Raw genomic sequence first — 24,336 nt, forward strand, 5'->3', positions numbered from 1 at the left:
TATAGTCAGTCTCGATTCAACGCGTATTCCGGAGCGGGCCTGTTAGACAGGCAGTCAGTGGCGTCCGGCGACCTCAAGACACGTTCCGGCGTATCAATGAACTCAGACGCAAGGGCCATTGCGCACCCATCGCCACCCCATTGTTGGGTGGAAGAATGGCTTCCTCCCCGGACCGTAACCGCGAGGCTGTTTGGCAAGGTCTGTGCGGCCAGCTCACCCCATCGCGGGGGGGTAAGATGATCAAACTCACCCGCGATTATGAGAGTTGGAACATCAGACGAGACGGGCTCTACAAAGTCTGCGTCAAGAGGTGCTACACCCCAGGCATTACAGATTTCCGGGCTAATGGCAGCACTCTCATAGCCACCGAGAATCTCACGGGGACCGCCCGACCCCAATCGGTTGCTGAAGGGCAAAGCCTCACTACACCAAACCGAGAAACGCATTCCCCATGCAAAGTCTACCGCTTGCCATGGGCCGGTCGCTGAACGTAAGAGTGAAGGATCGCGTCGCGCTACAAGGTCCATCGCCAAAGGCGCTTGCCTCACGCTACTTTCGGACCCCAAAGGAATGAATGCCGCAAGACTTGGGGCCGTGATCGCCTCTCCTACTCCTTCCAACTCGATTGGCGAGCGAGACACCTCGTCCAGAGTCTGAAAGAACCGATTTTCCAGGTCGGGGAACGCCGCATCACACGCGACTTGCTGCGCACAATCCCTGGCCACCGCCCTTAGGGCCGCTTCAAGATTTTCGGCGCTTTGGTCATCATAGATGGCGTTGGGTGGAAGAGGCGAGTCGAGCACCATCGCATCTATGCTGTCACCATAGGTTTTCGCGTAGGTGAGGGCGAGCCGGGTCCCATATGACCCGCCATACAAATTCCAAGTGGTGATACCCAAAGTCGTTCGAAGGTCTTCAAGGTCAGCGGCGATGCTGACACTATTATACTGATCAAGATCGACGCCGTCTTCCAAGAGACGTTCTCTGCAGTTGCGAACAGAATCAATCAGTTGAGATCCATCAGCGACAGCCTCGCGGTATTCAGGGCACATGAGCGCCGGCTGTGCGAAGTGGGTCCCGCGGTGGCCAAAGACAATGAAATCTCGGTCGGCGAGCCAGGGGTACGCGCCCGGGAACGCCGCAGTCCTCATGGCCGACGTACCAGGGCCACCGGCCAGGTACACGACCGGGCTTCTCCGGTCCTCTGAACGACCATGAACGATTGCGACAGGTAGTCTGATCTCTGCTGAGTTCGGATCCGTTCGATCTTCGCGAACAACAAGCCAGCCTAGCGTGGAGTCGAACGCGGGCGGAACCTGGACTGGAAACTCCCCATTCGGCCCGACGGGTTCAAATCGCGGAACCGGAGCGCCATTTACCTGCGCACTGTCCTGTGCCTGACAGGCCGAGATCAAGCCTGACGCCATCAAAAAGAGTAGTGAAAATAGACGCATAATTTCAGTGCTCCGGATTGGCTTTGTACGAACCTTCGAGGTTGCGATTGCATTTAAGAGTCGGATGGGTGTTGCGCGAAAATGAAAGGTCGCAGAGGCCTCTAAAGCTCAAAGGTATAGCGCGCCCATGCAGTTAGTGCTCATCCACGTCGTGGTTTCGATATGAGCCTCATCCACCTAGCGAGGGTGAGGTTTCCACACTATTGCGGGCTGATCCCGAAATAGATCATGGCCAGTGCCATAGTGTCGTATAGCCCATGACCGAAGATAACGACCCACAAGTCTGATTTGCGAAAGTGGAAGACCAGAGCCCAGATCGCGCCTCCTATGCCACTGACGATCTGACCGCTCAGACCCTGATAGGCATGCAGGTAACCAAAGAGTACCGCGAAGAGCACAATGTTAATCGTCAGGCTGAACCAGCTGTTGCCGAAAAACTTCGAGAACTGGCGCATCAAAAACCCTCTGAAGACGATCTCTTCACCGAAGGCGGCCGAAGCCCAAATATATCCCCCTAGAAACAGCACCGCAGGCAAGTCGCCAACAAATTGATCAAAAATTGAGTAATCCAACGGCTGACCCGTAATCATAGGCACGCCTGGAACCAGCACAAAAAGCCATAGGCAAAACATCGCGATGCCAAGGAGAGGAGCGAAGACTAGAAGGTTCAGCGCATTGAAGTTTTTGCTTTGAAATCCAAGCGCCCGGAAGCCATTTTTGCCGTGTTCGACAAAGCTCGCCACGATAACGATCAGCGCCGCATAAACCATCTGGAAATTGCCGGTGAAGTACAGGCCCAGACAAAGCGCGCATGCGGTTGCTGGCACCAGATAACTCCGCAGAAGCGTCAGTTGTTTGAATTGCATTTCTTCAACCCTTGCCTTCGTCATTCAATCGAAACCTTTAAACGAGGTACTTTCCTACAGCGCTAGATTATCTAATTCATAATTATAATAATAACCACACTCATCACGATTATATATAAAATAATCATAAATCTATATTGTCAAAAACGATACCAGGATGGATTTTTATTTTCTATTTTGACTTACTGAACGTTCCATATTTGTGCATCACCGGGAGGACAGGTAATACACAAAAATATTATAGACATAGACTTATGAGCACATTGGGCTCATGCTCTCAGCCTCATTTCCGTGAAGGGTATGAAAACAGCAGCGAAAGGCACCTGAAAGGGTCCTGTTAGGTGAAACCGAAAAGTCTCAGATGTTTAGCGAGCGCCGCACACCTTGTAGGTATTCACCCGTTCCTGCCCCTCTATGCGCAGCTACGAGACCCGATGAGGCTTCGCCTCCATCGCTGCGTTGAACGCAGCAATCTGATTGCGGCTGACCGTCGTGGATCGGCCGTCCGACAACCCGATTTCCAGACCACCCGAGACCAGGCGCTTTGAAGAAATTACAAAGTTTAGATTCACGATGGTCGAGCGATGGATCCTCAGAAACCCATGGGGTTGAAGCTCTTCTGTCAACTCCCGGATAGATTTACGCGTCAAAAACTCGCGACCCCCGACATGTAGTGCGGAGTAATAATCCTCTGAGCTAATCAGGGATATGTCACTCGCCTCTACAAAATGAACCCGTCCATTGTGTTTCACCCGCAGGATCTTCTTGACCTCAAGAGCGGAGTGATCGGCCCGGTCACCCACAGAAATACGGTCCAGCGCGTCAACGATATCGGCCTTATCAAAGGGTTTCATGATGTAATCTATGGCGTTTACGCGAAATGCCTTCACCGCATACAGATCATAAGCGGTAGTAAATATGACCTTGGCCTGAGTATCAGCGTTTATCAGGTCAAAGCTGTTGCCATCGCCAAGCTCAATGTCGAGAAACATCACAGACGGCGTGAACTCTTTTAAGACGGCTTTGGCATCTGCCAGACCGCGGGCCGTCCGCACCTCGCCAACTTCCTCAATCTCATTTAGCCAGGCTTCCATCTGATTACGAGAATGGAGTTCATCCTCGACGACGAGAACACGATTATGCCCCATCAACCTGCTCCAAAGCTGTAGGTACAGGGAACGCGACTGTGGCTCTGACCCCTCCCTCTGGCAGACGCACAACTGTCAACTCCGTCTCGCCGGAGAAGGCTGAGGAGAGGCGCTCCTGAACCAATCGCAATCCATCGCCAGGCAAAAGCGACACGCTGTGTGAGGCGACACCGTTATCGCTGACTGTAAGTCGCGCCCTCGAAGGTCCGATCCAGTCGCCAGAAACAACAAGCTTCAATCCTTCTAATGGAGGATCAGCATGCTTCAACGCGTTTTCTACTAGCGGCTGAAGCATCATATTCGGCACCAGGACGTCATAGAGCCCGTCTTCGAGAATAACCTCGAAATCCAGCGCTATATCAAAGCGCAATCGCTCAAAGGCTAAGAAATTTTCGACCCATTCCAGCTCATGGCGCAAGGTGTGCTTGTCATGGACGCTATCGCGGAGCGCCGACCGCAGCAGGCTGGAAAGACGTTTCAGGCCATTGCGTGCATGATCTTTGTCCTTCTCCAGGAGGATGGAGAGCGTATGCATCGCGTTAAACAAGAAGTGAGGCTGGAGTTGAGCATTTAGCGTGTCGAGACGCATCTGCCTCAAATTGCTTTGCAGTCGTGCTTCGCGTTCACGCAATTCAACACCTTGAACACGCGCCTCTGTGAGCTGGGCTTGATACTTCGCTGCCGCGATCGCAAAGACCACCAGCAGGTAAAACACAAAGGTGAGTTTCGTATCCGTGTTCCAACGATTGAGAATATCAGGAAAGAAATCGACGCCGGTCTGATTGACCAGGTTCTGAGAGTAGGTCGACACCGCGAGCACCGTCATCGACGCAACGATTCCCACGGGCACATGGACAAAAATTGCGTACTTTACCTGGGTAAACGGGAACCGGTTCGCGATCACATAAATGGCCGGTGCCAGAACCAGCCAGAACCAAAAAATCTGCAATGACGAAGCGAAGGGCGGCGAACACATCAAGGGGCAAATCCACTCGAAAGAAGACGACCAGGAAGATGACCAACTCGATTAGGAGGATCATCAAGATCATGACCAGAAAGCCGCGTGCAATCTGAGACTTTAATATCGGGCTTTCGAGAACCGCGATCACTGACTTGTACAATCCTCGAACCACAGGCTTGGTCCTTCAAACAATAAAATTCTAGCCGACCAAAATATCCGGCCCACCGCTTCGACAGATCCACTCTCACGGCATTGCAGACACTGTCAGACTAACGCGGACACGTCTCTATTCACTAGGGGCGCGTGCGCCCAGCCGTCCACCAATCCACGCCGCTGGGTGAGAGCGGCCTGGCAAAGGTCGTTAAATCGGGATCGGCGTTCCAGGGGTCTGTCTTGCTTGAAGTGATTGTGGACTGCGGCGTAAGCGGCACCGGTAGCTCCTAATCGCTGAGGACCACCTCACGCAGCCAGTCCAATTGCATCTGATAATAGCCGTCCGGCTTAACACTGCTCTGACGCGCCCTCATTTCCCGTATGCAGCCCGTTTCTGCCAAGGTGATCACGTGATCGGCACCTTCAAACACATGTTGCTGTAGGCTCGCTTCGGGGTTCTGACCCAAAGTTTCGTCATAGAGGGCATAGACCTGACGCCAGTCGATGTTGCGATCTCTATCGCCAAACAAGGCAAGCGTATCTACATCCAAGTTGGAGAGCAGGGTCTCCAAGTTTGGAACGGAAATGAACTGGCCATTCACTTTGTCATATGGGGCACTATCACCCGCGGCGATGAGTTCTCGCTGGGCCGCCTCATAGTCAATCTGGTTCCACCAATCTCCGCGCATACTCTGAATATAGGCATTGGCTCGAAGCGTTTCGGTCGCTGCGCTGAACTCATCCTGTGTGCCGCCAGATCGGAAGATACGATAGCCGTTAAGCCACTCCTCACGGATCGTCGCCGCTTCTTCCTCGCTCGAACCCTCGCAGGGAAGGTTGGACATGAGCAGGTAGAAATAATTGTCTTCAACCGTGGCCCCGCTAACTGAAATCCAGAACGAAATCTCTGAATCCTGTGCCAGAGCCAGAGGGGCGATCCAGCCAGCCCGACTAATCCCCCAAAGCCCGATCTTGTCAGCCCCAGCCACTCCCGTTTCGCGCAGATGACGGGCGGCATCGACAACCTCTTGAGCGCTTGATGCCACCGGCTGGTTGATATCGAATTCGCCTTCACTTTCACCTTGACCCGGCTTGTCCCAGACAACGGTTGTGATGCCTAATTCGGCGAACCGGTCGCGGAGCTGAGAATATGGGTTACGTGTGCGAATATCCGTTCCGCCGTATCCATGAACGAAGATAATCAAAGCCTCGGCGTTCCCTGAAGCCGGGGTATCGATAAGGCCCGACAGAGTCTGGCCTTGCGTTTCGAAGGTAAAGTCGCGGGTCTGCGTTGTGTTATCCTGCGCTACTGCACAAGCCGTCCCCGCAAACACGAACATCAAGGTTACAAAATATATCTTTAGCCAGGCCATGGCCGTCTCCGTTTGCTAGCGCGTTCACGGTCAAACAGAGGTTACCGCTCCAAACCATAGCTGTGCAGCAAAAACGCTTGAATATGCAGCGAACGGTGCTGTCAGACGAAAACGGATCGGTCTCGAAAGACCGGGACCGAGCCTAACTCAGGCCGCGAGTTGACACCATTCGAGCAGGGTTTGAGTAGGTGGTGTCAGACAAAACCGGATCGGTCTCGAAAGACCGGATTTGATCCTAGCTCAGGCCGCGAGTTGACGCCATTCGGCTAAGGCGGTGGAGCGGTTCTCCTTGAAGTCTGATCGAGAGTAAAAGTGACGTTCGAGATTAAAGTGGTTATGGACGGACGATTGGATGGCGGCGAATTTTTGAAGACTTCGCGTCGACCTGAACCGGTTCATGATTTTCTCTCGTCGCCGCAATGGCTGGTGTGAGTTTTCGGCCCTGTTGTTGAGCCACCTCCCGCTTTCCTGGCGGCTTGCATTTCCGATCTCCCGCATCGCGGACTTGTAGGAACGGAGGCGGTCCGTCACGATGACCTGCGGGTTGCCGTAGCGCTTCATCGCTTTGCGCAGAAACTTCAATGCTGCTTTGCGATTCCGGGTCTTTGTGACATAGGCCTCCAGCACCTCGCCCTCGTGATCAACGGCCCGCCAGAGGTAATGCGTGACGCCATTTATCTTCACGAAAACCTCGTCCAAATGCCACAGCCATTGGGGCCAGGCGCGCATCCGCTGAGCCCGCTTCCGCCGGATCTCCGAAGCAAACATCGGACCGAACCGGTTCCACCAGAAGCGAACCGTCTCATGGGTGATGTCGATGCCGCGTTCGTGGAGCAGATCTTCGACGTTTCGAAGCGACAACGGGAAGCGGATATACATCATCACCGCAAGGCGGATGATCTCGGGTGACGTCTTGAAATATCTGAACGGATTACGCATCCGCGGAAGCTACGAAACCGGGATTTCGCCCTCAAGCGATTTTCTTCTGACAGAGCCCGACCGGGATATAGAGCCGGACCTGGAAGCTCTTCCCTCTCACGACGAGGTGTTGCACCCGGCGGCCGCTCATTGGACCGCCTCCAGTGGGAGGAATAGGAACAGGTAATAGGAACGTTTTGGCCTGGCGGCCAAACGCCAAAATCGTAACTCGTGGGGGGATTTGCGGTTTTGGGAATAGTGGCGGTGAGGGTGGGATTCGAACCCACGAGACGGGGACACCGCCTACACGCGTTCCAGGCGTGCGCCTTCGACCACTCGGCCACCTCACCGCAAGAGGCGCGGACTATATCGGCTAAGTGGCAAATCACAAGCCGTCTCGCTCAGCTAAACGCAGCGAAATCGCCATCAGAGTCAGTTCCCGGCTCAGCTTATCCAGCCTGGCGGCGGAATGGGATGAAAATCGGCAGCGGAGGGATGAGCGGATCTGGTCGGCCACACGGCCCGAACGCTAGAACAAGTTGCGGTTCTGAAACGGAGTTTTGTCATGTTGCTTGCCCTTGCCCTCGCCACCACACTCAACACCATCCAGGTCACGCCTGCGCCCGGCGCGGAAGCGCGCGAAGAGATGTCGCGACTGGCATCGCTGGCCGGAAGCTGGGTGGCAACGATCGAAATCATGCAGCCCGATGGCGGATGGGAAACCGCCGGCGAGGAAATGGTGGAGATCCGCTACATGCTCGGCGGACTTGCCCTGCGCGAGGATCCGGCTGAACACCCGGTCAATCCCTTCCGCCTGGAATCCACCATCCAGTACGACCAGAACCGCGACCTCTACCGCCTCGCCGTCATGGATGACACCTGGGGCAATATGGATATCTATGAGGGCGAGTGGAACGAGGACGGAGCGCTGGTCCTCACCAATCTGCGTTCCGGAACCAGTTTCGAGAACCCTGATGGCACATCCCTGTCCTTCCGCCTGACCACCCGGATTGACGGCCCGAATTCCAATGTATTCCAGATCGACATGACGGCGGATAATGGCGAGACATGGCGTCCCTATCAGCGCATCTCCCGCACCCGCTACGGAATAGATAATTAGGCATGGCAGGTTTCACTTGCCCGCCGGGATAAAGCAGGCTTGTCTTGGGCTTAGCCTGTTGGGAGCCCGGATTGAATCGCCTGATCGCCTTTGATGTCGATTCCACCCTTCTGCGTGTGGAATCGCTCGACCTGGCCGTGGAACACGCCCTTCAATCGCATCCGGACCGGGACGCGGCGCAAGCTCGACTGCATGAGCTGACCCAGGCCGGCATGACCGGCACGCTCGCCCTGCGCGACAGCCTGCTTACGCGGATCGGCATTGCCGACCTGTCGCGCGATCTCGTCGGGGATATCGCCGAGACCCTGCGTCGCCAGATCACGCCGGGTTTCAAACCGCTGCTGAAAGCCCTGCGGGATGACGGCGATGAGCTGCACGCGATTTCCGGTGGTTTTGTCGACCTGCTCGAACCGGTCCTGGGCGATCTCGGTTTTGGCCCGGCGCATGTTCACGCCAACCGTTTCAGTTTCGACGGTGACCGGGTGACCGGGCTGGATGTCGACATCCCCCTGTCGCGCAATGGCGGCAAGACGGATGTGCTGAACCTGATCGGTGGGCAGTTCGAACAGGTGATCATGGTCGGCGACGGCATGACCGATTTCGAGGCCTATGAAGGGGGTGCTGCAGACCGTTTCATCGGTTTTGGCGCCATCGCCCAGCGCGAAGTCGTACTGGCCGCGGCAGAGCATTCCGGCGCGGAATATGTCCGCACGGTCGACGCCCTCGCCAGGGCCCTGCGATAATCAGCCTTCGATGAGCCGGGTCGCGATGGATCCGTCCAGCGCCGCAATGTGATCCACGAACCCCGCCGGAAGATCGCCTTCAAGATCAGCGGTCGCATAACCCAGCTGTCCCATGGTCTGCAGGCGCTGGGCGGCGATGTTCGCGCCGGACGCGCTGACCGCATCGTTGAAGCGCGACAGGAAACCCGGCGCGTTCTCGTGGAAGCTGAGGATACGGCGAACGCCCCGCCTGAGCGGACCGGGATCAAGCTCGGGCACATTAACCGCGCCCTTGGTCGTGCCCTGGCTGAGGAAACGCGCCAGCTTGAGTGCCACATCATCCCCGATGGCGGCCTGGGCCTCCAGGGTGGAACCGCCGACATGCGGGGTCAGAATGACGTTCTCGAATTTCTGCAGGGGAGACACAAACGCCTCGTCCTTGGAGGCCGGCTCCTTGGGAAAAACGTCCACGGCCGTACCGCGGATGTGGCCGCTCTCCAGGGCTGCGGCCAGCGCATCGACATCAACGAGGTCGCCACGCGCCTGGTTGATGAAATGCGCGCCGGCCTTCATGCGGGCGAATTGTTCAGCACCCATCATGCCCTTGGTCTGGGGCGTGGAGGGGACATGAATGGTGACGACGTCTGAAATCTCCAGCAATTCGTCCAGAGATCCCACCGATCGTGCATTACCGTGCGCAAGCTTGGGCTCAACATCGTGGAAATAGACATGCATGCCCAGACCCGAGGCGAGGACGGAGAGCTGGGAACCGATATTGCCGTAGCCGATAATGCCGAGCTTCTTGCCCCGCACCTCGTGGGAGTGTTCGGCATTCTTGCGCCACTCACCGCGCTTGGCAGCTTCGGATCGGTGCGGCACGCCGCGCATCAGCATGATCACCGAAGCGAGGGTCAGCTCGGCCACGGATCGGGTATTGCCAAAGGGGCCATTGAATACCGGAATGCCCCGACCGGCCGCCGCGTCCAGATCAACCTGGTTGGTGCCGATACAGAAACAGCCCAGCGCCAGCAGGCTTGATGCCGCGGCAAAGGCATCGGCATTCATCTTGGTGCGCGAGCGGATCCCCGCCACCGTCGCGCCGCCGAGGGCCGTGTGCAGATCGGCAACCGGCAGCGCGGCACCATGGCGCTCAATCGTCAGCGAGGCCGACAGAAGCGGCTTGTCAGCGACCGGATGGATGTTTTCAAAGAGGACAGCGGTCTGGCTCATCGGGCGCACCTTTTTCGAGACGTCCCCAGACTAGCGCCATTTCATTGCACCGCAACAGAGCCAAGCGTCGCTTGACGCAAAAATGTTAGCGCGAACCAGACCTGCGAATATGCATGCGCGAGCGGGTATGATCCCACGCGCCACCGCGCTTGAGTAGTGAAGCACATGCAGTTGTCACGCATCCGCTTGACCCTCACCTCGGGGGGCGCCTTCATGTGTGCGCAGTCACGGACCACCGCCATGTTCATCGCACTCGACGTTGCCTACAGCCAGACCGCATCCGGCACAGCGGCCATCCTGTTCAAGGACTGGGCGGATGACACGGCCAGCCGGGAGATCAGCGAACTCCGGACAGGGGCTCCGGAAGCCTATAAACCCGGTGAGTTCTACAAGCGTGAACTGCCCTGTCTGCTGAACGTCATCAGGGCGCTTCCAAGCCCACCAGCAACCATTATCGTGGATGGATATGTCTGGCTGAGCGCGGATCAGCGGCCGGGGCTCGGAGCGCGTTTGTTTGAAACGCTGGGCGGCGAGATACCCGTTGTGGGCGTGTCCAAGAACGCCTTCCGGGGCGACGCGTTTTCGGCCCGCGTCCTGCGCGGGACCAGCAAGACGCCACTATTCGAGACGGCTGCGCGGGTGGAACAGACTGACGCCGCCCGGCGGATTGAAACCATGGCGGGGGAACACCGCATCCCCACCCTGCTCAAGCGCGTGGACCGGCTTTGCCGTGATGTGATGGCCAGCCACGAAAAAGCCCGCTGACCGGGGTCAGCGGGCCTTGTCCAAAAGGATCTGCGCTACCTATTTCTGGGCACGCTCGATCGATTCCTGAATCAGCTGGCGGGCCTTCTCGGCACCTTCCCAGCCCTGGACCTTCACCCATTTGTTCGGCTCGAGATCCTTGTAGTGCTCGAAGAAGTGACCGATGCGGGCGATCAGCGTCTTCTGGACATCGGTGTAGTCGAGCACCTCGTCATACATGGAAGAGATCTTCTGGTGCGGAGCGGCCAGGATCTTTTCGTCCAGACCGCTCTCGTCTTCCATCAGGAGCACGCCAATCGGACGGGCGCGAACGACACAGCCCGGAACCAGGGTCGTCTGGCCAAGCACCATGACATCGATCGGATCGCCATCATCAGACAGGGTGTGCGGCATGAAGCCGTAATTGCACGGATAGCGCATCGGCGTGTGCAGGAAGCGGTCGACAAAAACGGTGCCGCTGTCCTTGTCCATCTCGTATTTGACCGGCTGGCCGCCAACCGGAACTTCGATGATGACATTGATGTCTTCGGGCGGATTTATGCCAGCGGCAATTTTATCGAGGCGCATTTTCTTTATTTCCCAGCAGAGAAGCTATTTGCCTGTCCTCATACGCCTATCGCAGCAAACCGCCAATGGGTTCGCTGCGGCGCAATATGAAGTTTCAGCATCAGGCAGAGCGGGCATCCGGCCCGTCATCGGTCTGCGTGGCTTCGCGGGCGACGACTTCCCGGCCGCGCAAATGCACCCAGTGGGCCCTCTCGGCCGTCCAGCTGGACAGGATGCGTGCAGCCACCCGTGAACCGGTGAGATCGAGATGGGTCTCGATCAGCCGGCGGCAGCGGCGCTCGGCCCCGGTGTCGAGGGGCAGCTCGACAACGGTTTCGCGATTCAGTCGGGATTCCAGGCGCTTGTCCGGGTCGTAGAGGAAGACATCGCCCCCGGTCATGCCAGCCGCAAAATTATCCCCGACCGGCCCCAGGATCACGGCCGCGCCGCCCGTCATGTATTCACACCCATTGGTTCCACAACCCTCGACCACGGTTTCCGCACCGGAGTTCCGAACGGCAAAACGCTGGCCCGCCTTGCCGGCAGCAAAGAGGCGGCCGGAGGTCGCACCATAAAGACAGGTATTGCCGATGATGACGTCATGCGCGCCACGGTCCTCATACGGGCGGATGATGACCTCGCCACCGGACAGGCCCTTGCCGACATAGTCATTGGCATCTCCGGAAAGACTGATCCGCAGGCCCTTTGCCGCAAAGGCCCCCAGTGACTGCCCCGCAGAGCCCTGGAGCTTCAGTGTCAGCTTGCCGTCTTCCAGCCCGTCCGGGCCGAAGGTTCGGACAATGCGCGAGGAGGTCTTGGTGCCGACCGCGCGATCGGTATTGCGGACCACATAGTCCAGCTGCATCTTCTCACCGCGCTCGAACACCGGCTGGGCGTCCTCGATGATCTGTTCATCCAGGCTGGGCGCGACTTCATTGCGCTGTTTGCGGGTCGAGCGGGCCGGGCGATCCGCCGCGTCTGCACGGATCATGATGGCGCTGAGATCAAGATCATCGAGCGCTTCGGAACCGCGCGAGACCTGGTCGAGCAGGTCGGAACGGCCGATAACATCCTCCAGGGACTGGGCGCCCAGTCCCGACAGGATCTCGCGCACATCCTCGGCCAGATAGGTCATCAGATTGACCACATGATCCGGCGCCCCGCCGAAACGGGCGCGCAGATCATCATCCTGGGTACACACACCCACGGGACAGGTATTGGAATGGCATTGGCGCACCATCAGACAGCCCAGAGCCAGCAGCGCCGCTGTACCAATCCCGAATTCCTCCGCTCCAAGCATGGCGGCGATGACGATATCTCGGCCGGTGCGGATACCACCGTCAGCGCGCAGGGTCACACGGTCACGCAGGCCGTTGAGGGAGAGCATCTGATGCGCTTCCGCCAGGCCCAGCTCCAGCGGACCGCCGGCAAACTTGATCGAGGACAGTGCCGCAGCACCCGTACCGCCGATCGAGCCGGATATATTGATTATATCGGCGTTGGCCTTGGCAACACCCGCCGCAACGGCACCGACGCCCGAAGAGGCAACCAGCTTTACGCCCACTCGAGCTTCCGGATTGATCTGCTTGAGATCATAGATCAGCTGGGCCAGGTCCTCGATGGAATAGATATCGTGGTGCGGCGGCGGCGAGATCAACGACACGCCTGGCGTCGACAGGCGCATGCGGGCGATGAAGTCAGTGACCTTGAAACCGGGCAGCTGGCCGCCCTCACCGGGTTTGGCGCCCTGCGCGACCTTGATCTCGATTTCGCGGCACTGATTGAGATATTCCGCAGTCACCCCAAATCGCCCGGAGGCGACCTGTTTGACCGCGGAATTCATATTGTCTCCATTGGGCAGGGCGACATAACGCGCCGGGTCCTCGCCACCCTCGCCGGAGACAGACTTGGCACCAATCCGGTTCATGGCGACATTCAGTGCGGCATGGGCTTCCGGGGAAAGCGCTCCCAACGACATGCCCGGCGTGACGAAACGCTTGCGGATACCGTTGACACTCTCGACCCGTTCCAGGCTCACCTCGGGGCCCAGCGCGCGCATTTCCAGAAGGTCGCGCAATTGCGTCGGACCTTCACTTGCCAGCGCCTTGCGGTATTCAGCCCAGGCATCACGATCCTCATAGCGCACAGCCTTCTGAAGGGCCGAGATAGCCTGGCCGGAAAGGGCATGGCGCTCGCCGCTGGACCGGCGGGTATAGAAACCGCCCACGGGCAGGGCTTCGTGTTTGGCCCAGGCGCGTTCGTGCAGATCGACCGCGATCGCTTCCAGCCCCGGCAGTCCAATACCGGAAATCCGGCTGACCACGCCCGGCAGATAGGCTTCCACCAGCGCGCGTGAGAGACCCAGCACCTCGAAATTACAGCCGCCGCGATAGGAGGAAATGATGGAAATCCCCATTTTGGAGAGGATTTTCAGAAGGGCACCGTCGAGCGCCTCCTTGAGATGACGCGCGCGGTCCCGTGCCCATTCATCACCGCCCACGGCCGGACGATCTGCGGTCACGGTGGAAAAGGCGAGATATGGGTTCACGGTCGTCGCGCCCAGACCGATCAGAACAGCTGCGTAATGGCCGTCGAAACACTCGGCCGTGCGCACATTGATCGAACAGGCATTGCGCAGGCCCTGCTTGGTCAGATGCGCGTGCACAGCGCCCGCCACCAAGATCATCGGTAATGGCAGGCGGGTTTCGTCCTGCGCCATGTCGGAGAGGACAAGATGGCCCGCACCACCGCGAATGGCTTCACCGGCCTGTTCCATCACCGAGGCCAGCGCATCGCGCATAGCCTGGCCGTCACCGGCCGCAGTCTTTGCCGGGAAGGTACAGTCGATCTCGTGCACCGTGCGGCCAAGATGCGTGCGCAGACGGTCAAAGGCGCCATTGGTCAGGATTGGACTTTCAAGAACCAGCACATTGTACTGGCGCTCTCCGAAACCGAGAATATTGCCCAGATTGCGGAAACGCGTCTTCAACCCCATCACCCGGCCTTCCCGCAAGGGGTCGATGGGTGGGTTGGTGACCTGGGAGAAGGTCTGGCGGAAGAAGTGGCTGAGCGGACGATAGCGATCCGACAGTACGGCGAGCGCCGTATCATCCCCCATCGAACCGACAGCCTCCTTGCCGGCTTTCGCCATTTCCTTGAGCACCAGCTCGATTGACTCGAAAGAAAATCCGGCGGCGGCCTGGCGGGACCGGCGCTCTTGCGCGTTGAACAGTTCAGGTTCGGCACCCGGCCCGACCACCGGTTCGATATCCTCGACGCTCTCCAGCCAGCGCTGATAGGGGCCTGAGCTCGCCAGCTCGTCCAGAATTTCCGGCTCGCGGTAAAAGCGTCCCTCGACCAGATCCAGGGCAATCAGACGCCCAGGGGTGACGGAACCCCGTTCGGCGATACGTTCCGCATCAACGGGTGCCATCCCCGTCTCGGAGCCAACGATCAGCATACCATCATGGGTCAGCGAATAACGCATCGGGCGCAGGCCATTGCGGTCCAGCCCTGCCACGGCCCAGCGACCATCAAACGCGGCGATCGCCGCGGGCCCGTCCCAGGGCTCCATCACCGCATTGCAATAGCCGTACAACGCCTGCCAGCTCTCCGGCATGACATCGGTCCGCTTGGACCAGGCCTCGGGGATCAACAGCGTTTTGGCCATTGGCGCCGTGCGGCCGGCCCGCACCAGAACCTCAAACGTCTGGTCCAGCGCTGCCGAATCCGACGCCCCGGGCTGGATCACCGGCAGAACATCATCCGTCTCGGACAGGAAGGCCTTTTCCGCGATATGACGCTCGTGCGATCGCATCCAGTTGGTATTGCCGCGGATCGTGTTGATCTCGCCATTATGCGCGAGCATGCGGAAGGGCTGCGCCAGGCGCCATTCCGGAAAGGTATTGGTGGAATAACGCTGATGGAAGATCGCGAAGGGCGAGACGAATTCCGGATCCCGGAGGTCGAGATAGAAAGCATCGATATCCTGGGCCCGGAACAGGCCCTTGTAGATGATGTCCTTCGGCGAGAGCGAACAGACATAGAGCTCGCGCAGATTTTCCTCTCGCGCCCGGCGTTCGATACGGCGGCGTATGAGATACAGGCAGCGAGACAAGGTTTCCGGATGCCGGTCGACCGGATCCCGAAACAGGACCTGTTCGATCTCCGGCAGGGTCGCACGGGCTTTCTCACCCAGGACCGAAGTGTCGATAGGCGGCTGGCGCCAACCATAAAAGGCGAGGCCTTCGCGCAGGATTTCCGCCTCGATGATGGCCCTGGCGCGCTCGCGGGCGGCGAAATCTGTACGCGGCAGGAAGACCATGCCGACGATAACGTCCCCGGCTTCCGGCTCGTGGCCCGTGCGAGCGACCTCGTTCTTGAAAAACGCCTGGGGAACACCGACACGCAAGCCGGCACCATCCCCGGTCAAACCATCAGCGTCCACAGCACCGCGGTGCCAGACTGCCTTGAGCGCCGCGATACCGAGCTCGACGATCTCGCGACGTGGTTTGCCGTTGACGTCCGCGATAAGGCCGACACCACAGGCATCTTTTTCATGTTCAGGATGGTGCAGGCCGGCGCTCTGGAGCCGATGCAGCTGATCTTTGACAGAACGGGTCATTCGGCAGCTCCCAATACGGCCTGGCGGTTGTCGAGATAGGCCTGGATGGATTGAGCAGCGTCGAGCCCGTCCTTGATCGCCCAGACCACAAGGGACGCACCGCGATAGATATCGCCGGCCACAAATACCCCCTCAAGGCTGGTCATACGGGTATCGCGATCAGCCGCGACATTGCCCCAGCGGTCGCGCGCCAGATCAGCATTGGCAAAAGCCTTGGGGAGGTCTTCCGCTTCAAAGCCCAAGGCAGCAACAACCAGATCCGCGTCGAGGTCAAACACATCGCCTTCAACCGCTTCAGGTGATCGGCGGCCCGTCGCATCGGCTTCTCCCAGCCGCATGCGCTGAACCCGTACCGTCTGAACACCATCGCCGTGATCATTGATCGCGATCGGATTGGCGAGCCATTCGAAGGTGACACCCTCTTCCTCGGCATTGCGGACTTCACGGGCCGAACCGGGCATGTTGGCCTTGTCGCGGCGATACAGGCAGGTCACGCTTTTCGCCCCCTGTCGGATCGCGGTGCGCACACAATCCATCGCCGTATCACCGCCTCCAACGACCACAACGCGCTTGCCCCTCGCGTCCAGGCGGCCTGCCTCGTCAATGGCATCACCCAGATCATCGCGATTGGAACGCGTGAGATAGTCCAGTGCTGGAACAAGCTGTTCGCCAGCGCCCGGACAGGTCAGCTTGCGCGCGGCATACACGCCGGTCGAGATCAGGACAGCGCTGTGCCGGACCCGCAGGTCAGCGAAGGGCACGTCCTGGCCGACATCGCAGTTGAGGCGGAATTCGACCCCTCCCTCTTCCAGGCGTTTGAGGCGGCGCTCGACGACACTCTTCTCGAGCTTGAAGCCCGGAATGCCGTACATCAGCAATCCGCCCGCGCGGTCGCTGCGTTCGTAAACGGTAACCGCGTGCCCGGCTTCACGCAGGCGCTCGGCGGCCGCCAGACCCGCCGGACCGGATCCGATGATGCCAATGCTGGCCCCTGTTGGCACACCCGGCTTAATCGGCTCGATCCAGCCTTCCTGCCAGGCGGTATCGGTGATGAATTTCTCGACACTGCCGATTGTCACGGCACCATGCCCGGACTGCTCGATCACACAGCTGCCTTCGCACAACCGATCCTGGGGACAGATCCGGCCACAAATCTCCGGCATGGTCGAGGTCGCCGAGGAAGCCAGGTAGGCGTCGTGCAAGCGGTCATTGCCCGCCAGCATCAGCCAGTCAGGAATGTTGTTGCCAAGCGGGCAACCAGACTGACAGAAGGGTACGCCGCACTGCGAACACCTGGAAGCCTGGCCCGTCGCCGCATCCACCGCCCAGTCCGCATAGATTTCCTCGAAATCCTGCTTGCGGTCCTGAGCGTCGCGCGCTTTCGGGTAGTTCTGATCCAAGTTTACAAATCGCAGCAAAACGCTCGCCTCCCACACTCGCTTTGACGCAGCGCAGCATAATTTTCGCAACCGCACAAGTTTGACTTGGTCACAATTTATAGAGAATTATTCCGTGGTAGCGATAACTTTGGTGAATAGGAGGTATTATTTTCGTCGTTTACGCGGGCGTAAGCAATTTCCACCCAAGCCTCATACGACGCACCGCACAATTTCCAGGAATTTCTCGCAACCGTCTGATTTGGAAGCCATTACGAGCGCTTCTTATTGAATGACATCCGTCTGTGCTGTAGGTCTGCGGAAACTAGAAACAAAACCAAAACCAGATTTCAGGATTTATCCTTGCCCAAGTCATCTCCCAGCTTTTCCGACCCAATCCAGAAAACCAGCGTCGTGGACACGCTGGCGGGAAAACTACGTGAGCGTATCCTGAAAAACGAGTTGCGCGCGGGCGAGCCGCTGCGCCAGGAAGCCCTTGCCGAGGCCTACGGCGTCAGCCGCATGCCGATCCGTGAGGCCTTCCGTCAGCTTGAAGCCGAAGGTCTTGTTGAATTCCATCCGCATCGCGGCGCTGTCGTCAGCGCCATGTCGATCGAGGAAGCCGAGGAATTGTTCGACCTACGCCTCGCCATCGAGACCGATCTGATCCAGCGTGCAATCGAGAATGCGACCGAGCAGGACAAAAACACCGCTAGAGCTGCACTGAAGGCGGTTCAGGACGCCTACTCTTCCGGAGATGAAGAACACTGGGGCGCCTTGAACTGGGCATTCCACAAGTCGCTCTACACAGCGTCCGCCCGGCCGCGCTCCCTGGCCCTGCTCGACGGTCTGAATGCCAATATCGATCGCTATGTGCGCCTGCAATTATCGCTGGAGCGCTCGGCACCGGATCGGGCTAATATCGAACACGATCAAATGCTGCAGGCCTTCACCAGCGGCAATGGCGAGGAAGCTCGCTCGATCCTGCAGCAACATATACAGGATGCGCGCTCATCCCTGCTGGCAGCCCTGCGCGAGCGCCAGGTCCTGGCGGACGCCTGATCAGCTGACCACAAACCCGTGCTTGAACGGGTCTCGATCATCCACAAAAATCGTGTTTACACCCGTCTGCACAGCCCAGCCCCGAACGCTGGGACAGATCGCGTTGAATTCGCCGACCCGCGCCGCGCTTTCCACCCGCCCGTGAAACAGCGACCCGATAATACTCTCATGCACGAAGTCATCGCCGGGCCTGAGCTCACCACGCGCGGCCAGCTGGGCCATGCGCGCACTTGTGCCCGTGCCACAGGGAGAACGATCGATTGCACGCTCACCGTAGAACACCGCATTGCGCGCGTGAGCTTGGGCTGATCTTGGCTTGTCGGCCCAGAGCACGTGGTGGAAACCGCTGATTTCCGGACTTTCCGGATGCTGGCAATTCAGCTGGGCAGATGCAGCGGCCCGCACCTGGAGGCTGCGCGACAGCAGCCAGTCTACACCCACCTCATCAAGGCCTGGGAAGTTCTTTTGGGGTTCGATAATGATGTAGAAATTGCCGCCATAGGAGATGTCGACAACCAGTTCGCCGAGCCCCTCGACCTCAAGTTTTGCCTCGGACTGATCAAGGAAGCTGGGCACGTTGAAGATACGGACCCCGGCGACATGATCGCCATCCCATTCCACTTCGGCGCGCACCAGTCCGGCCGGGGCGTCCAGAACCACGCGGGAGCGGTCTTTCGGCATAATGTATCCGTTCTCCAGCGCCATGGTGATCGTGCCGATCGTGCCATGCCCGCACATGGGCAGTGCGCCGGATGTCTCCACAAACAGGATTGCCGCATCGGCCCCCTTGCTGATTGGCGGATAAAGTATGGAGCCGGACATCATGTCATGACCGCGCGGTTCGAACATGAGGGCCGTGCGAATCCAGTCGTGGTGAGCAAGAAAATCCAGGCGGCGCTCCGCCATGGTCTCGCCGGCAAGGGCCGGGACAGCACCGGTGATCACCCGGACGGGGTTCCCGCAGGTATGCCCGTCCAGACAGAGGAATGTATGGCGCATGCCCGGCCCCTCGCTCGTCCTTATTGGGCCGGAATGGCATCCAGCTGGCTGACCGGGCGCGTATCACGGGCCTCTTCAACCATTCGGATCACCTCGGCGCGACGCGCCCCCGTCAGTTCCATGCGCGGCATGCGCACCAGCTCTGATCCACGCCCCATAACCGCTTCGGCCAGCTTGATCGACTGGACCAGATCATGATCGGCATCGAGATGCAGCAGCGGCATGAACCAGCGATAGATTTCGCGCGCCCGGACCAGGTCGCCCGCCTCGAATGCGTCCCAGAGCGCGATGGACTCACGCGGGAAGGCGTTGGTGAGACCGGACACCCAGCCCTCGGCACCCAGCAACAACTCTTCAAGCGCCACATCATCCAGACCCGCAAACACCGTATAGCGCTCGCCGCAGGCATTGATGATATCGGTGATCCGACGGGGATCGGGCGCGCTTTCCTTGATCGCAGCCAGGTTCGCGACATCGGACAGGCGCTGCAGCGTGTCGATTGAGATGGACACGCGATAGGCGGGCGGGTTGTTGTAGAGCATGATCGGCAGACGGGTGGCACCGGCCACACGGCGTACATGCGCCTCCAGCTCGGCTTCCGTCGGCACATAGACCATGGCCGGCAACAGCATGAGACCGTCTGCACCGATCTCTTCAGCGGCGCGCGCATAGTTCTCAGCCAGCTCTGTTGTCAGCTCGGACACACCGGTGATGACCGGCACACGCCCGGCCACGACCTCGGCGATCGCCTTGAGCACATCGCGTTTCTCGCCGGCGCGCAGGGAGTTGTTCTCCCCGACAGTGCCCATGGCAATGATGCCGTGCACGCCATCGCGCACCAGATTGTCGACCACCCGCTTGGTTGCCTCAATGTCCACGGAGCGGTCCTCCGTGAACTGCGTCGTTGCCGCGGGGAATACGCCTCGCCATCCGATCTTGCTCATCTGCGCACCCTTCATTCAAACCCGTAGGAAATGGAACACAATTTTCCATACTACAGAAATTGGATCCAATATACAATTATTTCAGTTAAACGCTTTGTGTGATGACAGCGTGGCGTGGTGCAGCTAGCGTTCGCGCCAAGAGGGGAACTCCATATGTACAAAAAACTTACGACTCTGGCTGCCATTCTCACGCTTGGCGTCAGCCCGATAGCGCTCGCCCAGGAGAGCATTTCCGAAGCCGTTGATGGTCTTGATGCCCGCGAAGGTTTCCTGACGAGCTATGTCGACACTGCGAACGGTCGTGTGCTGGTCGAGCTGACGCCACAGGCAGACGGCTCGCTGGGACGCATGATTTACACGGCCCGCCTGACCTCTGGCCTCGGCTCCAACCCTGTTGGCCTCGATCGCGGACTGGGTTCCAGCTCGGAAATCCTGCGTTTCAGCCGCGTCAATGGCCAGGTCTTCGCCGAGTTCGAGAATACGGGTTATGTCGCCCTGGGCGCCGGGGAGGAAGAAGCGGACGCTACGCGCCAGAGCTTCGCACGCTCCGTGATCTGGCAAACCAACATTATCGCGGAGAGCGATGGTCGTGTTCTCATCGACCTGTCAGATTTCCTGGAACGTGACCAGGTTGGCACGGCGCGCACGCTGTCGCGCTCCGGCCAGGGTTCTTTCTCGGTGGATGGCGGGCGCAGTGCACCGCTGACCGACAGTGTTCTGGTCTTTCCCGAAAACGTAGAGATCGACGCACTCCTGACCCTGCAATCCTCCTCACCGGGATCGGAAGTCCGTGCGGTAGCGCCTTCGCCAAATTCGGTGACGCTGACGATACACCATTCCTTCGTCGCCCTGCCGGATGCGGGCTACACACCCCGTATGGCCGACGACCGCGCCGGGAGCATCATCACCAGCGTCTATGACATGGCCGCGCCGCTGGACGAGCCGGTCCGCCGCTCATTTGCCTTGCGTCACCGCCTGGAACGTATTGATCCCTCCGCCACGTCTGGCCCGGTCGTGGAACCGATAGTCTATTATGTTGACCGCGGCGCCCCGGAAGTCATCCGCCAGGCCCTGATCGAGGGCGGCAACTGGTGGGGCCAGGCTTTCGAGGCTGCCGGTTTTGAAAACGCCTATCGTGTCGAGCTCCTGCCGGAAGGCGCTCACCCGGCCGATGTGCGCTACAACATGATCCAGTGGGTCCACCGCCAGACACGCGGCTGGTCCTATGGCGGCTCGGTCATCGACCCGCGCACGGGCGAGATCATCAAGGGCCACGTCATCCTGGGCAGCCAGCGCGTGCGCCAGGATCGCATGATCTTTGAAGGTTTGCTCGGCGTTGACGGAACAGGAAGCGGCGGCGCCAATGATCCGCTGGAACTGGCTCTTGCCCGCATTCGCCAGCTTTCGGCCCACGAAATCGGCCACACGATCGGCCTCGCCCATAATTTCGCGGCCAGCATTAACAACCGGGCCTCGGTGATGGATTACCCGGCCCCCTGGGTGCGCATGAGTGACGCTGGTGAGTTTGATGTCTCCCGGGCCTATGACACCGATATCGGAGAGTGGGATATCACGGCGATATCCTGGCTCTATGGCCAGGCCGCGACACCTGCCGCCGAGGCGAACCTGATCGAGGGCGTTCTGGAAGACGCCCGCGATAACGGCCTTCTCTACATCACCGACCTGCATGCGCGTGGCAGCAATGCGGCCCACCCTCTGGCCAATCTCTGGGACAATGGCCCTGACCCCGTCGCCGAGCTGCGCGAGATCATCGATGTGCGCAACGCCGCCCTGGCCGGTTTCGGCCAGCAGGTCATGGCGGCCGACCAGCCGCTGAGCTCGCTGCGCGGTGTTTTCCCGCCGATCTATCTGTATCACCGTTACCAGGCCGAAGCCGCTGCCAAGACACTGGGCGGCGTTCACTTTGCCTATGAGACAAACGCCGTTGGTGCAGCCGGCCTGCGCACCGCGTCCGCTGCGGACCAGCGCGATGCACTGGCCGCCCTGACAGCAACGCTGGAACCGGGCTTCCTGGACATCAGCGACCAGACGCTGGCCCTTTTGGCACCGGCTCCGTTCGCAGACTATGACGCGGCGGCAACGCGGGAGTTGTTCAACTCCTCCCTCTACCCGGCTTTCAGTCGCCGTGACGCAGCGGCAGCTGCCAGCCGCATCAGCCTCAATGCCATGCTGTCTTCGGGGCGGGTGGCGCGCATCGCGGATCAGTCCGCACGCGATGAGAACCAGCTGGGCCCGGACGAGCTGTTCTCCACAGTGGAAGCTGCGGTCTTCAACGCCCCGCGCGGTGAGGCAGCACGCCTGACGCCCATTCGCGAAGCCGTACAGACCGAATATGCCGATCGCCTTCTCGCCCTGGCCAGCTCGGATAATCCAGCCGTGGCTTCCCTCGGCCGGGCGCGTTTGACCGGGCTTTCACGCTTCCTGTCCCGCGGCTCCAACGCCCATCGTAACTGGTTGGCGCAGCGTATCGAGACCGGTTTGGCACGCATTGGTGAAGGCGAGGACCTTGCTGACAGTGATACCGCCATCCCGCCGGGCAGCCCGATCGGTGCCGACAGTTGCTGGCATTGCGACAGCGCCGAGCTTCTCTACGGAGCACGCTGACTCTTGCCTTTCTCTCCCGGTCCGCCGGGCCGGGAGAGAATGAAAGTGGCGGACGCCGTGAGCACCAGCGCCTGGGTCAGAAGGATCCACCAGCCCAGCCCCATGAACCAGCTCAAGGCGAAAGCCCCGATCATCACAGCGATGGCGATGATCTTGGAATTGCGATCAATGGCGCCATAGTCACGCCAATTGCGGATCAGCGGGCCGAAACTTCTATGGTTGAGCAGCCAGTCATGCAGGCGTTTGGAACTGCGCGCGAAAGCATAGGCCGCCAGCAGCAGGAATGGCGTCGTGGGCAAGAGTGGCAACAGCGCGCCGGCAATCGCCAGCCCCGTCATCAACAGCCCGAAAATCAGCCACAGGGCACGACGGATCATTCGCCCTCACCCTCCGGCAGATTGGCGAGGAAGAAACGGATCGCATTCTCGCCCATGATCAGCGCGACCTCGTCACGAGAGAAACCCTGACGCAAAAGCTCGTGCGTAAGTACAGCGAGCTCTGCGCCGTCGAAACTGGCGGTGATGGCGCCGTCATAGTCCGAGCCCAGCGCAACGTGATCGATTCCCACCAGCTGGACCGCTGCCGTGATCGCCCGGGCGACACCGGCGGGACTGTCATCACAGGTCACATCCGCCCAGAAACCGATCCCGATCAGACCGCCCGCAGCGGCGATCTCCCGCATCAGCGCATCCGGCAGGTTGCGCTGGGTCTGACAGTGACCGTGAATACCGGTGTGGGACACGATGACCGGCTCATCAATCAGGCCCAGCACATCGCGCACAACCTGGTGCGAGGAGTGGGCCACATCGATCACCATTCCCATGTCCACAGCTTGCAACACGACCTGCTCGCCAAAGGCACTGAGCCCGTCACCTGCAAGGCCGTGCAGGGAACCACCCAGTTCGTTGTGAAAGAAGTGATGCAGGCCGAGCACCCGATAACCTTCATCATGGAGCCGTTGAAGATTATCGATCTCGCCTTCCAGGGAATGCGCGCCTTCCGTCGCCAGCAGCGCCACCATCGGCCCGTCTGGATCGGCCAGGGCGGCTCGCAGGTCAGCTGATGTCCGACCGATCACCAGCTCGTCGCCCGCACGCTCAATACGCTGCAAACGGCGGGCATGGAAACGCGCGCGGGCAAACAGGGAATTCCAGGTATCCACCGGCCAGCGCTGAACCACTGCAAGCGCGGTGATGTTGTCGCTGTCGGCTGAGTTGCTCTGGTAATTCTGGCCGGAGGGCGTCTTGGTGACACTGGCAAAGACCTGAAGGCGCACATTGGAATGGGCTAGGCGCGGAAGGTCGGTATGGCCACGATTATTCCAGCGACGCGGATTGCGCATCCACAGCAACATGTCCGAATGCAGGTCCGCGACACGCAGCTCGTCGTGAAGCGCGCGCTTCGGCTGATACCTGATACGGCGCATGAGGATGTACGCCATTCATATCGT

General features: G+C 59.5%; 19 protein-coding genes and 1 tRNA gene. 5 read left to right on the forward strand and 15 right to left on the reverse strand.

Translation table 11 applies throughout. The features are described from left to right. Positions 1-5: 5 nt before the first annotated feature. The 7 genes from SIC17_RS06905 to SIC17_RS06935 form a co-directional block, all read right to left on the reverse strand. Positions 6-1,454, reverse strand: a complete 1,449-nt coding sequence (locus SIC17_RS06905; protein ID WP_412546792.1) for an alpha/beta fold hydrolase — start codon at positions 1,452-1,454, stop codon at positions 6-8. 200 nt (positions 1,455-1,654) lie between these two features. Next, a complete protein-coding gene (locus SIC17_RS06910) occupies positions 1,655-2,320 on the reverse strand; it encodes a CPBP family intramembrane glutamic endopeptidase (RefSeq protein ID WP_412546793.1) in 666 nt (221 codons plus the stop codon). 422 nt (positions 2,321-2,742) lie between these two features. Next, positions 2,743-3,468 carry a LytR/AlgR family response regulator transcription factor gene (locus SIC17_RS06915; protein ID WP_412546794.1) on the reverse strand — a complete coding sequence of 242 codons (726 nt, stop codon included), beginning with the start codon at positions 3,466-3,468 and terminating at the stop codon, positions 2,743-2,745. Then, the gene (locus SIC17_RS06920; protein WP_412546795.1) at positions 3,458-4,444 is read right to left on the reverse strand and encodes a sensor histidine kinase; all 987 of its coding nucleotides are present in this window, start codon (positions 4,442-4,444) and stop codon (positions 3,458-3,460) included. The genes SIC17_RS06915 and SIC17_RS06920 overlap by 11 nt, the downstream gene beginning before the upstream one ends. 425 nt (positions 4,445-4,869) lie before the next feature. Beyond that, the gene (locus SIC17_RS06925) at positions 4,870-5,955 is read right to left on the reverse strand and encodes an alpha/beta hydrolase family protein (protein ID WP_412546796.1); all 1,086 of its coding nucleotides are present in this window, start codon (positions 5,953-5,955) and stop codon (positions 4,870-4,872) included. 240 nt (positions 5,956-6,195) lie between these two features. Beyond that, entirely contained in the window at positions 6,196-6,894 is a 699-nt protein-coding gene (locus SIC17_RS06930; RefSeq protein WP_412546797.1) for an IS6 family transposase, read from the reverse strand. Between the two features lie 238 nt (positions 6,895-7,132). Continuing rightward, positions 7,133-7,223 (reverse strand) — tRNA-Ser (locus tag SIC17_RS06935). A 215-nt stretch (positions 7,224-7,438) separates the two neighbouring features. Here SIC17_RS06935 and SIC17_RS06940 point away from each other — a divergent pair. Next, positions 7,439-7,993, forward strand: coding sequence for a DUF1579 family protein (locus tag SIC17_RS06940; protein ID WP_412546798.1), 555 nt, complete (start codon positions 7,439-7,441; stop codon positions 7,991-7,993). Positions 7,994-8,064: 71 nt separating this feature from the next. Further along, positions 8,065-8,736, forward strand: coding sequence for an HAD-IB family phosphatase (locus SIC17_RS06945; protein WP_291890701.1), 672 nt, complete (start codon positions 8,065-8,067; stop codon positions 8,734-8,736). Here the strand turns inward: SIC17_RS06945 and serA are convergent, their stop codons facing one another. Next, positions 8,737-9,945, reverse strand: a complete 1,209-nt coding sequence (gene serA, locus SIC17_RS06950) for a phosphoglycerate dehydrogenase (RefSeq protein WP_412546799.1) — start codon at positions 9,943-9,945, stop codon at positions 8,737-8,739. A 240-nt stretch (positions 9,946-10,185) separates the two neighbouring features. On the opposite strand from serA, the gene SIC17_RS06955 reads away from it, so the two are divergent. Further along, a complete protein-coding gene (locus SIC17_RS06955; protein WP_412546800.1) occupies positions 10,186-10,710 on the forward strand; it encodes an endonuclease V in 525 nt (174 codons plus the stop codon). Positions 10,711-10,749: 39 nt separating this feature from the next. On the opposite strand, the gene ppa is transcribed toward SIC17_RS06955, so the two are convergent. The 3 genes from ppa to SIC17_RS06970 form a co-directional block, all read right to left on the reverse strand. Then, positions 10,750-11,277, reverse strand: coding sequence for an inorganic diphosphatase (ppa, locus tag SIC17_RS06960; protein WP_291890703.1), 528 nt, complete (start codon positions 11,275-11,277; stop codon positions 10,750-10,752). A gap of 100 nt (positions 11,278-11,377) precedes the next feature. Then, a complete protein-coding gene (gene gltB, locus SIC17_RS06965) occupies positions 11,378-15,880 on the reverse strand; it encodes a glutamate synthase large subunit (protein ID WP_412546801.1) in 4,503 nt (1,500 codons plus the stop codon). Continuing rightward, complete coding sequence (locus SIC17_RS06970) at positions 15,877-17,298, reverse strand: NAD(P)-dependent oxidoreductase (RefSeq protein ID WP_412546802.1); 1,422 nt, start codon at positions 17,296-17,298, stop codon at positions 15,877-15,879. Before SIC17_RS06970 ends, gltB begins: the two co-directional genes overlap by 4 nt. 321 nt (positions 17,299-17,619) lie before the next feature. On the opposite strand from SIC17_RS06970, the gene SIC17_RS06975 reads away from it, so the two are divergent. Next, a complete protein-coding gene (locus SIC17_RS06975; protein ID WP_291890706.1) occupies positions 17,620-18,318 on the forward strand; it encodes a GntR family transcriptional regulator in 699 nt (232 codons plus the stop codon). Here SIC17_RS06975 and SIC17_RS06980 read toward each other — a convergent pair whose 3' ends face one another. Together SIC17_RS06980 and SIC17_RS06985 are read right to left on the reverse strand one after the other, a co-directional pair. Continuing rightward, positions 18,319-19,317, reverse strand: coding sequence for a 4-hydroxyproline epimerase (locus SIC17_RS06980; RefSeq protein WP_412546803.1), 999 nt, complete (start codon positions 19,315-19,317; stop codon positions 18,319-18,321). Positions 19,318-19,337: 20 nt separating this feature from the next. Continuing rightward, positions 19,338-20,261: a dihydrodipicolinate synthase family protein gene (locus SIC17_RS06985; RefSeq protein WP_291890708.1), complete on the reverse strand. Its 924-nt coding sequence runs from the start codon at positions 20,259-20,261 to the stop codon at positions 19,338-19,340. 153 nt (positions 20,262-20,414) lie between these two features. Here SIC17_RS06985 and SIC17_RS06990 point away from each other — a divergent pair, with 153 nt between their 5' ends. Further along, a complete protein-coding gene (locus SIC17_RS06990) occupies positions 20,415-22,886 on the forward strand; it encodes a zinc-dependent metalloprotease (protein WP_412546804.1) in 2,472 nt (823 codons plus the stop codon). Here SIC17_RS06990 and SIC17_RS06995 read toward each other — a convergent pair. Both SIC17_RS06995 and SIC17_RS07000 read right to left on the reverse strand, forming a co-directional pair. Beyond that, on the reverse strand, positions 22,871-23,263 hold the full coding sequence (locus SIC17_RS06995) for a YbaN family protein (protein ID WP_291890710.1): 393 nt from the start codon (positions 23,261-23,263) through the stop codon (positions 22,871-22,873). The genes SIC17_RS06990 and SIC17_RS06995 overlap by 16 nt on opposite strands. Next, positions 23,260-24,327, reverse strand: coding sequence for a dipeptidase (locus SIC17_RS07000; RefSeq protein ID WP_412546805.1), 1,068 nt, complete (start codon positions 24,325-24,327; stop codon positions 23,260-23,262). The genes SIC17_RS06995 and SIC17_RS07000 overlap by 4 nt, the downstream gene beginning before the upstream one ends. Positions 24,328-24,336: the final 9 nt, after the last annotated feature.

The organism is Maricaulis sp. MIT060901 (assembly GCF_047123815.1).
Lineage (GTDB): Bacteria > Pseudomonadota > Alphaproteobacteria > Caulobacterales > Maricaulaceae > Maricaulis.